Origin of the sequence: Desulfobacula sp., assembly GCF_030611305.1 — a bacterium.
In the GTDB taxonomy this organism is placed as follows: domain Bacteria; phylum Desulfobacterota; class Desulfobacteria; order Desulfobacterales; family Desulfobacteraceae; genus Desulfobacula.
Genome location: NZ_JAUWQB010000093.1, coordinates 1 through 12,689 on the forward strand (window position 1 = coordinate 1; position 12,689 = coordinate 12,689).

The window sequence follows — 12,689 nt, forward strand, 5'->3', positions numbered from 1 at the left end:
AAGGAAGTTATACAATGCGAAATGAGTAGTGACCATAAATAGTGACCGACTCCCTACCGACGGGTGTCTGTAATTTATTTTGACGAACTTGGGTTAAGCGGAACGTATCGACAAAAATGAGGATACAACAAATTGTGGTGCAAGACAAATGGTATTGCAGAAGTGAAATTCAAATGAGAAAAAGCATAATCAAATTAATCAAGATCCCATTAAACTGGTACCTTTCAGAATAATTGATGTTGTGAATGTGTGAGAGTTTTTCAATCTCACTCACACACATTCATGGCTCAATTATTCTTTATAGGAGATAGCATAACCAAAAAATCAATCATCCATTACTTTTTTTACATCGAAATCATTTGGAACAATATTTTTAAAAACATTTGAAAGATGGGTTAAGGAGCGGTTCAGGTTTTCAAGATTAAACACTTCAAGGCTGACCACCCCTGTGAAATCTTCCAGAATCTTCTGAATTTGCCTGAAGTGTTTTTTGGGCAGTTTATCAAGGGATGTGTGATCTTTGATATTTGGTTCGGAAAAATCCACACCATGCAGGTGTATAATAGGCGTTCTTAATTTATGCTTTTCAAAGGTTTCCAAAAGGTTGTGCCCGTACTTTATCCCATGACCAGCATCAATGCAGACAGACAGATTCAATTCTTCCACCAGGGTTTCAAGGCAGGAAAAAGGATAGTCAAGAGTTTCAATAGAAATGATACCGGGACTGTATATATCAGATAATAATGCATTAAGACTTTGCCGGGTCTGTTCCTCCCACTTTTTCAGCTTCTTTTGATTTCCAATATCATTTTTAATATCAGACGGCATATCAAGGTGAAGGGTGTGGGTTGTGGGGGCTAAGGGTGCAAAAAGATCTATTACCTTGAGGATTGTATCCTTTGCTTTCTGTCTTTCTTCTAAAGATTCACGGGTCAGGCTGACATCGGTGGGAAGATGGATGTTGTAGGTAAGATCAAGTTCTTGAGATAAACATAAAAGCTCCTTCACATCATCTTTTGACGGCAGGACTTCTTTAGGCATGCTTTCAAAAACAAGAATCTCGATTTCATCAAAAACCGGGCCCAGTTTTTTTACATTGGGGATTATATGATCCGGAAAAATAAAAGAAGTGGTTCCAAGCTTGAAGGGTTTGTCCAGCAAAATTGAATTCTTTGGATTTAAGTCAGGCATCTTTGGTTCACCTAAAAAACAAAAAGAAGAAAACAGGAAATAAGGGTGGCTAAAAATGAGCTGAACATCATGAGGTCGCACGCCTGCTTTATTTTTCCTTTTTCGGGATCTTTAAACTCTTTTCCGATATAAGGCTTTTCAACCAGTGTACCATGATACATATTGGGACCGCCAAGTCTTATTTCAAGGGCGCCTGAGAAAGCGGCTTCCGGATATCCGGCATTGGGGCTTTTATGAAGCGAGCCTTGAAAAAAACCGGTCTTTAATGCTAAAATGCCTCTTTTAAAAGAAAGAAAAAATGCAGCCAGTGCGATGATCAAAACAGAGATCCTTGCCGGAATAAAATTGGCCACATCATCGATCCTTGCAGATGCCCGGCCAAAAAGAATATAGGTGTCATTTTTATATCCAACCATGGAATCCAGGGTATTGACCATTTTGTAGGCAAGCGCCAATGGCACCCCCCCGATCATGGCAAAAAATAAAGGAGATAAAAATCCGTCCACAAAATTTTCAGCCACTGTTTCCACGCTGGCCCGGGTGATGGCATTTTCATCAAGCGTTTCTGTCTGTCGGCCTACAATCATGGAGACCTTTTCCCGGGCTTTTTCGATGTCGTTCTCTTCAAGGGCCGAAAAGACGATCGTTGCTGCTTTTTCAAGACTTGTTGATGAAAAACAAAAAAAGAGCAGGATCGCCTGGACAAAAGTTCCAAAAACAGGATGAATACTGATGCTCACTTTTATCGTTATAAAGGCTATCAGCCATGTGGAAAAAATCAGAACGCCGGCAAAGACGACCCCTGAAATAAGAAGGTGTTTGAAATATTTTCTGAACCAGCCCTCAAAAAAACCAATGGCATTGCCCATATAAACGATTGGATGGGGCAATATTTTGGGGTCACCCAGGATAAAATCAAGGATAAAAGCAGTCAGAATAACATACCAGTGGATTTCACTCATTTTATATCGCCTGTTTTATCAAAACTGCCAGACGCTCATTGATCCCTCTTTTCTTTAAAGAAAACCTCACATGCTGATCAGACAACCCTAAAAAGTTGGAACAATCCCTGATCAATATTTTATGTCGGCCAATCTTCTCACAAAAATTCCTGGAATTCATCCCATTTGTCAAACGGGCCAAAATAAAATACGTGCTTGAATCAAATATTTGCAATCCTTGAATATTTTTAAGACGGTCAAGGAAGATCTGCTTTTCTGATTTGATATACTCTCTTGTTTTCTGATAAAAGGGCTCGATATCTTCCGGATGATCAAAAATATGTTCCATAACCGCCTGGCCCAGTGCATTCACACTCCAGGGCTGGTAATAGGCCATGATCTTTTCAACAAGCTCTTGGGCTGCGCTTAAAAACCCGGTACGAAGTCCGGGTATCCTGAATATTTTTGACATGGAAGAAAGAACTATCAAGTTTTTATATCCGGTGTATGATACCAGGGAAATCTCACGAGCCTGATCCACAAAGGGAAGATAGGATTCATCAATAATAAAAACTGTATTCTCATGTTTTTGAATCAGATACTCAAGTTTTTCTCTTGGAATAAGTGAGCCCGTCGGGTTGTTGGGGTTACAGATAAAAACCGTGTCTGCCCCTTGGGCCATCCGTGATATTTCATCAATATCCGGATCAAATGTATCTGAGTCTTTTGCAAGGCAATGCTGAAAGGCAATTTTATGCATCAGGCAGGCATCTTTGTAATCTGAATAGGTGGGGCCGGCAATCAATACTTTTTTTGAACCAAGGGCTTTGGGGATGGTGTAAATAAACCATGTAGTGCCATTGCCTGCCACAACTTGGGTTTGATCAATCCCGTGAAAGCGGGCAAACCCTTTTCTCATGGTCACAGCATCCGGTTCAGGAAGGGATCTGATCTTAACCAGGTTGTCACAAATAACTTTCTCTATGGCTTCAGGCGGGCCCAGAGGATTTAAATTGCTGCTCATATCAATAATATCATCAACGGTACAGTCCAATGTTTCTGCCAGATCCTTAATATTTCCGCCATGACCGATAATCATTAAATTGCTTCCTTTTACGTGTGACCTTCATGTTAAAAAACTATTAATGCCCCGGCTGCCAAAAATAAAACAGCTTCCATTATCTCATTCAAGGCTCCCAGCATATCTCCTGTGATACAATTGAGTTTCTTTTTATAAAATCCCAATACCAGCAACAGGGTCATAAAAAAAACAAGGTTCAAAACCAGGCCTTTATAACCCAGAAAAAGAGAGATGCTCATTGGAATCAACACAAAGAAAAAATCCTTTAACCCAATTTCCTTTTCAAACAAATCAAGCCCGGTTCCCTTATCTTTTCTGCCGTAATCTAAAAATCGTATCCCAAACAGCATTGCCGATCGCGAATAAGAGGGAATAATCAAAAGCAGGGCCAGGGTTTGAAGATGGGTTCCACTTGTTTTGACAGAATAAATTCCGGCTGTTTTGACTGCCAGGATACAGAAAACCGCCACAAGTCCCATCATCCCTGTCCTGCTGTCTTTCATAATTTCAAGCGCTCTTTGCCTGGACCTGTGGCTGAATAAACCGTCTGCCGTATCTCCCAGGCCGTCCAGATGGAAAGCCCCCGTTACCACGACGAGAAAAATAACATCCAGAACCGCCACCACTAAAGGAGGCCAAAAATATGAAATAGTCACATCAAACACCAGCAGCAGACCGCCCAATATCAATCCTACAACTGGAAAATATTTAATCATGCCCATAGGAGAATAAGGCACATTTTTTCCTGCCGGAAGAATGGTAATAAACAAAATCGCAGATCTAAACTCCGTAAAAACTTTTTTCATTATCATTTGATTTAAAGCCTTGGCTTTATCTGAACATCGATTCCGGCAACCATCATAACGACCTTGTCAGCAATTTTTGCCATCCTTTGATTGACAAGTCCTGCGGAATCCCTGAATTTCCTGGCAAGCTTATTCTCCGGGACAATACCACACCCAACTTCGTTGGAAACCAGAAATATCGGACACTCACATTGCTCAAGAGAGTTTTCCAGATGATTAATAGCCTCATCAATCTGAGCCTGATCATACGAATGAAACAATAGATTGGACACCCAGAGTGTCAGGCAGTCCACAAGGATGACACCGGCTTTGGGGGAATATTGATTGATTTTTTCATGAATCCTGACCGACTCTTCAATGGTATGCCAGTCCCCTCCCCTCTCTTTTTGATGCTTTCCCACCCGTTTTTCCATTTCAGAATCGGTTGGCACGGACGTGGCAATAAAATATTTATTTTCCCCCTTTACCCTGATGGCCTGTACCCTATTGGCCTGATATAGGGCAAAAGAACTCTTCCCGCTTCTGCACCCTCCGATCACAAATGTTATGTTTTTTTTCAAAATCCTGTGCTTAATTCAAATCATCTTTGGGGTTTTTAGTTACAGGAACTCTGAGCACGGGCACACCTTCTTTGGTAAGAACTTTATCTTCTTCTTTTGTTGTGGTTCCCCTGATATTCCTGTGTTCTTCTGCCCCATAATGCATTTTCAAGGCTTCTTTCGTGAAACTGGATCCCACATCTTCATAATTTTTTTCAACGTATTCAGCCACTTTTTCGGTCAGCTCAACCATTGCTTCCTGGCTTGCCTGCAAGGCTCTCTGGGTTGTATGACTGGAGGATTTTTTAATGGCGATGGGGTGGAGTTTCCGGGCTACGGTTGTGGTTTCACAAACAGGGCATGTTAAAATACCCTGCTCCTGTTGTTTCTCTATGTCTTCTCTGCCTTCGAACCAGCCTTCGAAGGTATGCCCATTTAGACATTCAAGATCAAATACTATCATATTTAAATAATTCTGTTTACACCTGTTGAGATGTTATAACAGTAATCCCCCATCTTTTCATAGTTTGAAACAAGAGCAATAAAGAAAACACCGACATCAACCAGGCATTCTCCGTGTCTTAATCTTTCTATATGCAGATATCTCATATTCTCACGCATATGGTCAATCAAATCTTCATTTGCCAATGCTTTTTGATAAAACCCTTCTTTTTTCTCGTGCAATTCATCAATGATCAAGCTTAAAAACTTGTCTACCTGGTCTGATATGGCCATCAATTCTTGTTTGGCTTTTTCACTGAAGTCAAAATCATTGTCATATATTCTTTCAAGTATTTTTGATACATTTTCCATGGAATCACCCAATCTTTCTATATTATTGGTAATTCGCATCATTTCTGATATTTCTTTAGCCTCGGGTTCGTTCACCTCACCCTGATAAATAGTGGTTAAATACTTGATAATGACTTTCTGATAATCATCCAGATGGTCTTCCACAGCCTCTCTTTCTCCAAGGATGTCATCGTCCCTTATCATAAGACATGTTGAGATCTTCTTTAAATTCATATGGAGAAATTCCATATTATTAATGATCTCACCCTTAACCCTGGCAAGGGCACCTATGGGTGAATCAATGAACCCGGTATCAAATTCAGGCAGCCTGTATCTTTCTTGTCTCTTATCAGGTTTCGGAGAGATTAAAATTGTCAGTTGAACAAGTTTGGGAAGAAAAATCAGGAACACCATGGCATTGATAACATTAAAAAGAGTATGACCATTGGCAATATATCTTGCAACATTGACATATTCGCCATTCACTGTATGATTTGCAGCTCCTGCACCTATTTTTAAAGTAATGACCTCAACGATATCAACAAACCATGGGAAAATCAGTAAGATAATACCGACCCCTATGACATTAAAAATAGTATGAGCATTTGCAGTTCTATGGGCATCTGAATTGTTTGAGCCCAAGGTGGACAGTTGAGCTGTCACTGTAGTGCCGATATTTTCCCCAAGAACAAGGGCAAGGGCAGTTGGATAAGTTAAAAGCCCGGATGCTGCCAAAGTCATTGTCAGGCCCACTGTAGCTGAAGAACTCTGGACAGCTACAGTCAGCAAGGCTCCCATGGACACACAAAGAAGGATACCACCGATACTTTCTGTGCTGAATTTTGTAAAAAACTCAATAAACTGAGGATCGGATTTTATGGGTGCAAGGCCATGTTTCATTACTGTCATCCCATAAAAAAGCAAGCCAAAACCTAAAATAATATCACCGATATGCCGGTAACTTCTTTTTTTTGAAAAATATTTCAACCCAACACCAAGAGCAATTGCAGGAAGAGCCGCTTTTGTCAACTTAAATGCGATCATTTGACCGGTAATGGTGGTGCCGATATTCGCACCGATTATTACACCAACTGCCTGCTCAAAAGACATGATACTGGCACTCACAAACCCGATCAGCATGACAGTTGTTGCGGATGAAGATTGAATCATTGCTGTTACACCGGCACCGGTTGCGCATCCCATAAATCTGTTAGAGGAGATGGCTTCCAGAATCCGCCTGATTTTTTGCCCTGCCGTGGCTTGAAGGCCTTCAGTCATCATCTTCATTCCAAGAATGAATAGCCCTAGTCCACCAAGGGTTTGCATTAATATACCTGTTAAACTCAACTTTTTTCCTTTTTATATGGGTGCCGCTAACTTTACGCTAACATCATCCTAACGAATCAAAAGGGTTATATATTAAATCCATAGATTTTTCAATTGTGAAATATGCTTTAAATCAATTTCTGAATTTACACAGGGAAAGAGTGTATTGTTTGTAAAAACAGGATGTTCCAGAAGATCAAATTTTGAATGTTTCACTGCACTCTCCCACATTGGCGTGTGCGGAATCGGTGTATAATAGGCAAGAACAGGTTGTACTCCGGTTTGCTTTACAAGATGCATGGAAATTTCCACCTCATCAATATTCTGCCCGGGCAGCCCGCATAATAAATATGCCCCGAGCTGTTTTTTTTCAAATCCAGCTACTTTAAGATTTTCAATAGCCATATAAAATTCATTTTCTGCAACTTTACCATCATGGTTTCGGGTCCCAGAGAAATCAGTGGTTTCAAGACCCAGCCGGATGGTTTTAAACCCTGCCCTGAACATTAAATCTGCTGCTTGTGTTGTGATTTCCTTGATATGAAGGGCATTTGGCGTATGAAACCAGACATCCATTTTTGATGCGATAATCTTTTCAAAAAGCACGAATGCATATTGCCTGGCATTCACCAGCAAAGCATCATCATAAAAAGCAAAATTTTTAACTCCATAATTTTGATACCAATGCTCAATTTCCCTGAATACGTTTTCAGGTGATCTTCGCCTGATTTCCGGTTCCAGGTATGAGGATGCGCAATATTCGCATGAAAAAGGGCAGCCCCTTGAGGTTAAAATCGGCGCATAGGCAATTTTATTTTGAAGATCAAGGGCAGGAAAGGGCAATGCATCCAGATCTCCATATGCATCCGGTAAATCAGACAAATTGCTTCCATCCAGTTCAAACCCGGTGAACTTTTTGATAATTTTTTTTAAATGATGCTCTCCGGGTCCTTTTATCACAAGATCCGCCAAAGTATCTTTATTTGCGTGTGCATAACAGAGACTTGCATAAATTCCCCCCAGGACAACAGGTACATCCGGATAGGCTGCTTTAACCATTTCTATGGTTTCTTTGACACCGGAAGCCCAATAGGTCATCAAGGAAGTGACAAAAATAAGATCCGGCTTTTTGATTTTTTTCAGATCTGCTGCAAGCCATTGGGGTTTTATGCCATAACGGGAAAATTTCTTATCAATATTTTCAAGCCCTTTGGGCAGATTGATCTCTATCTTTCTAAACGGTCCCCTGCCATCCCAAAGCACTTTTATTTTTTTAGATTCCTTGGGATGAAACCTGTCAAGGCAGTCAATAAAACTTACCTTTAATCCTTTTTCACGAAGGATGGCGGCAATGGACAAAAGCCCCAGCGGTTTTGCCCAGAAATCAAAAGCGGCAAAATCATGAATCCAGGGGTTTATACAGAGAATATGGGGTGAATCAGTCTTCAAAATATTTCATGGATGTTTTTTTAAGCTCTTTTCTGCTGAACAAAAGCTCATACTCATCTTCCCCCACAGCTTTGGAAATCTTTTTGACGATGGCATAACATTCATCTTCATCAGACGCATGAACCATTGTATAAAGATTATACTTCCAGCCCGGAGCTGGATTCCTTCTATAGCAATGGGTGATTTCCCGAAAGGTGGCCATGATATTCCCGGTTTTTTCCACTCTGTCTTCATCCACTTTCCAGGCCACCATGGCGTTTGCCTTAAACCCGGATTTCTGATGTTTCAGTGTGGCCCCAAACCGTCTGATCATGCCCCGGTCATTAAGATCCTTTAAAACACCTAAAAATTCATCTTCCGTGATGCCTATCTTTTCAGCCATTTCAAGGAATGGCCGTTTGACAACCGGAATATCGGTTTGCAGCAGAGTAATTATTTTTTTTTCTAAATCTGTCAGCATAAGGACTTATCTTTTTATTTTACCTGGTTAATATTTGAATTAATATCAGGAGCTATGTGAAGCTTTTTTCAGTGCATTGTCAAGATCCTGTTTTAAATCATCTGCATCCTCAAGTCCAATGGATAATCTTAAAAGGGAATCTGTCACCCCGATTCTCTGCCTTTCCTCAGGAGACATTTTTACATGGGAGGTAAGACTTGGAGAAGTAATGGTAGACTCCACGCCGCCCAGGCTGACGGCAGGACTTATGATCTTCAATCCCTCAACAAACCGATTGGGGTCTTTGTCCTTTATTTCAAAGGAGATCATGGCGCCAAAGCCTTTCATCTGGCGCCTTGCGATTTCATACCCTTCAAAATTTTCAAGCCCGGGGTAATGTACACTGGCAATATCAGGATGATCTGACAGAAACTGCGCCACCTCCATGGCATTTTTTGTCTGGGCATCCACTCTCAAACAAAGAGTTTTCATACTTCTTTCCAGAAGATAGCAGATCCTTGAATCAAGACTTGGGCCCAATACTCTGGCAAGGCTTAAGATTCTGTCCATTTTTTCATTGGAACAGGCCACCATCCCGCAGCACATATCAGAGTGCCCGCCAAGGTACTTGGTCCCGCTGTGGACAACAATGTCTATCCCAAGGTCTAAAGGGGTTTGATTCACAGGGCTTGCAAAAGTATTGTCTATTATAGTTGTAAGCTGTTTTTCTCTTGCAAATCGGGCGATTTTTTCAATATCAACCACTGCCAGAAGCGGATTGGTGGGAGATTCGATAACAATAACTTTTGTTTTGGGTGTCACGCCATTGATTACATCGTCAGCACTGGTTTTTGTAAAAGTGCAGTCAATGCCGAAATGGGAAAACCATTCGGTCGCAAAATGATGCGTTCCACCGTAGAGGGCATCCAGCATAACGACGTGATCACCGGCTCCTGCAAACGCCAGGATCGAAGTTGACATGGCGCCCATACCTGAGCTGAACACCAGCCCTGCTTCGGCATGCTCAAGCGCAGCTATTTTTTTTGCCACGGCATCCTGATTGGGCGTATTAAAATACCGGGGATATAAAGCAGCATCCCTGTTGATATAATCACAGGCTGATGATGTATAAATCGGAGTGTTTACCCCGCCGGTCATTTTATCCCTCAAGGTTCCTTTATGAATGGCAATGGTCTTATTTTTCATTTTTCTCCTTTTTTTTATCCGGGAACAGGGACATGATATCGGCTTCCGCTGCTCTGCAAACCCCTCTTTCTGTAATAAATCCTGTGACCAGCCTTGCAGGCGTCACATCAAAGGCGTGATTGGCTGCATTGCTTGTCTCAGGAGGAACCAGCACTTTTTCAATTTTTCCATTACAAAGGCCCTGCACATACCTGATTTCGTCAGGATCTCTCTCTTCTATGGGGATATCGGCAATCCCGTCTGTTATGTCCCAGTCAAAGGTGCTGGACGGCAAAGCAACATAGAATGGAATATTGTTGTCTCTGGCTGCAAGGGCTTTTAAATAGGTACCTATTTTATTGGCCGCATCTCCGGCCCGGGTGGTTCTGTCCGTCCCCACAATGACAAGATCCACCATGCCGTGCTGCATGATATGTCCCCCGGCATTGTCAGTAATAACAGTATGGTTCACACCATGTTTACCCAGTTCCCAGGCCGTAAGACGGGAACCCTGGTTTAAGGGTCTTGTCTCATCCACCCAGACATGGACATTGATATTATTGTCAAATGCAGTATAGATGGGTGCCGTGGCCGTACCGTATTCAATGCAGGCAAGCCAGCCGGCATTGCAGTGGGTTAGAATATTGACCGATTCTCCATTTTTCTTTTTACTGATTTCTTCAATAATGGGCAGGCCATACTCACCGATTTTCTGACAATTGATTGCCTCTTCCTCTACAATTTTAAGTGCTTCATCAAGAGCTGCTTTGATCCTGGTCTCATACTTATCCTGCTTTAATGCGGCAGACAGAACCCTGTCAACCCCCCAGAAAAGATTCATGGCTGTGGGCCTGGCATCCTTAAGCCGTTTGCATTCCGACACCAGGTATTCATTGTTGGCACCTTTGTTATTCTCCTGCACGAGGCTGATATAAACACCGAATGCGCCTGTTGCGCCTATCAAAGGGGCACCTCTCACGACCATCTCTTTTATGGCGTGGATGGTATCATCCACGCTGTTTAAATCTTCTATAATCAATTTGTGGGGGAGAAACCTCTGGTCTATGACCTGAACTATTTCAGATGCCATGTCAAACCAGATCGGCCGCATGTCTTTTCCATCCACCTTCATTAGAGGTTCTCCAGCTCAATTAAATCCTCATACGTCTGCCGTTTGCGGATGATCCTGAACTGATCGCCGTCTACCAGCACTTCGGCGCACATGGGCCGGGTATTGTAGTTGCTGGCCATGGTGAAGCCATAAGCACCAACACTAAAAACCGCCAACAGGTCGCCCCGCTCAACCGTCGGTATCGCCCTGTTTTTTGCAAAGTAGTCTGTGCCCTCGCAGATCGGGCCCACCACATCGACCACTTCAGTATTGTCCATTTCCAAACCGTTGACACGTTTTTCAGGAATGAAGTTTTCACCGACCCTGGTTGGCCAGATAAAGTGAAACGCCTCATACAAACACGGGCGAATCAGATCATTCATGCCCGCATCAACAATCACGAACGTTTTTGTACCGCCTGACTTTTTAAACACAGTGCGCGTCAGCATGATCGCTGCATTGGCAATAATACTTTTACCCGGTTCGAGAATCAACCCCAGATTCGCAGCTTTCAGCAGCGGCACGATCCTCTCGGCATAATCGGCGGCAGAAGGCACTGTGGCCGTCTCGTAATCAGCCCCGTAGCCACCACCCAGATCGAGTTTATCAATCGTATAACCCTTGCCGCGCAAGTCCTCGACCAGCGGCAGGACCTTCTTGACATAGTTGACATACGGGTCGACAGTTTTGCCACCGGAGCCGAGATGCACATGAATCACTGACATCTCGACAACGCCGTTGCCGGCATACTTGTCATAAATTTTCAACGTCCGTTCAATATCGATACCGAACTTAGTTTCCTTAACGCCGGTAGTCGTGTGCCTGTGTGCATCGTAATTGATATCCGGGTTAACGCGCAGTGCGGCTTTGGTCGTCTTGCCGTGCACTTTGCAAAGCTTAATAAGGTTCTCCAGTTCCGCTTCGGATTCGATATTAAAATAGCCTATCCCCGCATCCAATGCTTCAATAATCTCGGTATCAGTTTTGCCCACGCCCGCAAAGACAATTTTGCTCATGTCTGCCCCGGCCTGTTGAGCGCGGTATAGTTCGCCGCCGCTGACAATATCAAAGCTGCTGCCTGCAGCAGCCAGGATCTTGAGAATATGAATATTGCCGCACGCCTTGATTGAATAGCAAATCGTCGTGTCAATGTCGGCATATGCGGTTTGAATTTTTTTCAGATGATCAAGAAACGTTGCCTTGCTGTAAATATACACGGGCGTACCGATCTGATTTGCAATCGCCTCAACATCCACACTCTCAGCAAACAACCTCCCGTTCTTATAACTAAATGAATCGATAACTGACCTCCCTTTTCCTAATATTTCTCTTCAGCGGTCTATAAATATTTCAATCCAGTTTCCGGAATCTCACACCTCCGGCTAAGGTATTCCATCCCTTTTTAATTATCACACCATCACAGCTAACTGCAAGTATTTGGTTGGCATGGAAGCAAATCCGGAGTGCCGGTGGAAATCGTTTCAAAGATTATTCTCCGATATTCAAATTTATCCGCAGTTTGAAGTTTTTAAGATACCAATATAAATCGAAACATTTCTTCATTTAAAATTTGGACCATGATCATGCAAGTATTTATAAGTTTTTGCCTGGTCGAAATTTTAGAGATATCCATTAATTTTGAAGGAAGTAAAAAATTCAAAGACCGGTCATTTTTGTCTCCAATATACCCTCGTGTTCGACAGCTGTAGATACACAAAACTGGAAAAGCCCTGCCAGTCAAGGGATACAGCTATCCACTCAAAATGGCGTAGTGCCTACAAAATCAGGGGGTGGATTTGATGGATTTTATCTTTTGAGGAAGCGGTATA

The 12,689-nt window shown here is 42.4% G+C and carries 12 protein-coding genes; all 12 read right to left on the reverse strand.

Going from position 1 to position 12,689, the window contains the following annotated elements; genetic code table 11:
• Window positions 1-324: 324 nt before the first annotated feature.
• Window positions 325-1,191 carry a cobamide remodeling phosphodiesterase CbiR gene (gene cbiR, locus QAI40_RS14560; RefSeq protein ID WP_299983307.1) on the reverse strand — a complete coding sequence of 289 codons (867 nt, stop codon included), beginning with the start codon at window positions 1,189-1,191 and terminating at the stop codon, window positions 325-327.
• Window positions 1,192-1,202: 11 nt separating this feature from the next.
• Entirely contained in the window at window positions 1,203-2,153 is a 951-nt protein-coding gene (cbiB, locus tag QAI40_RS14565) for an adenosylcobinamide-phosphate synthase CbiB (RefSeq protein ID WP_299983305.1), read from the reverse strand.
• A 1-nt stretch (window position 2,154) separates the two neighbouring features.
• Entirely contained in the window at window positions 2,155-3,231 is a 1,077-nt protein-coding gene (locus QAI40_RS14570) for a pyridoxal phosphate-dependent aminotransferase (protein ID WP_299983303.1), read from the reverse strand.
• A 32-nt stretch (window positions 3,232-3,263) separates the two neighbouring features.
• The gene (cobS, locus tag QAI40_RS14575) at window positions 3,264-4,025 is read right to left on the reverse strand and encodes an adenosylcobinamide-GDP ribazoletransferase (RefSeq protein WP_299983301.1); all 762 of its coding nucleotides are present in this window, start codon (window positions 4,023-4,025) and stop codon (window positions 3,264-3,266) included.
• Window positions 4,026-4,030: 5 nt separating this feature from the next.
• The gene (cobU, locus tag QAI40_RS14580; RefSeq protein ID WP_299983299.1) at window positions 4,031-4,579 is read right to left on the reverse strand and encodes a bifunctional adenosylcobinamide kinase/adenosylcobinamide-phosphate guanylyltransferase; all 549 of its coding nucleotides are present in this window, start codon (window positions 4,577-4,579) and stop codon (window positions 4,031-4,033) included.
• Window positions 4,580-4,589: 10 nt separating this feature from the next.
• On the reverse strand, window positions 4,590-5,021 hold the full coding sequence (locus QAI40_RS14585) for a DUF1178 family protein (RefSeq protein WP_299983297.1): 432 nt from the start codon (window positions 5,019-5,021) through the stop codon (window positions 4,590-4,592).
• 2 nt (window positions 5,022-5,023) lie between these two features.
• A complete protein-coding gene (locus tag QAI40_RS14590; protein ID WP_299983295.1) occupies window positions 5,024-6,676 on the reverse strand; it encodes a Na/Pi cotransporter family protein in 1,653 nt (550 codons plus the stop codon).
• Window positions 6,677-6,769: 93 nt separating this feature from the next.
• Window positions 6,770-8,125, reverse strand: coding sequence for a B12-binding domain-containing radical SAM protein (locus tag QAI40_RS14595; RefSeq protein ID WP_299983293.1), 1,356 nt, complete (start codon window positions 8,123-8,125; stop codon window positions 6,770-6,772).
• Window positions 8,115-8,585: a siroheme decarboxylase subunit beta gene (ahbB, locus tag QAI40_RS14600; protein ID WP_299983291.1), complete on the reverse strand. Its 471-nt coding sequence runs from the start codon at window positions 8,583-8,585 to the stop codon at window positions 8,115-8,117. The genes QAI40_RS14595 and ahbB overlap by 11 nt, the downstream gene beginning before the upstream one ends.
• 45 nt (window positions 8,586-8,630) lie before the next feature.
• Window positions 8,631-9,770 carry a trans-sulfuration enzyme family protein gene (locus QAI40_RS14605; protein WP_299983289.1) on the reverse strand — a complete coding sequence of 380 codons (1,140 nt, stop codon included), beginning with the start codon at window positions 9,768-9,770 and terminating at the stop codon, window positions 8,631-8,633.
• Window positions 9,760-10,881, reverse strand: a complete 1,122-nt coding sequence (gene mtnA, locus QAI40_RS14610) for an S-methyl-5-thioribose-1-phosphate isomerase (protein WP_299983288.1) — start codon at window positions 10,879-10,881, stop codon at window positions 9,760-9,762. Before mtnA ends, QAI40_RS14605 begins: the two co-directional genes overlap by 11 nt.
• Window positions 10,881-12,185 (reverse strand): diaminopimelate decarboxylase, encoded by a 1,305-nt coding sequence (lysA, locus tag QAI40_RS14615; RefSeq protein ID WP_331520972.1) that lies wholly within the window; start codon window positions 12,183-12,185, stop codon window positions 10,881-10,883. The genes mtnA and lysA overlap by 1 nt, the downstream gene beginning before the upstream one ends.
• Window positions 12,186-12,689: the final 504 nt, after the last annotated feature.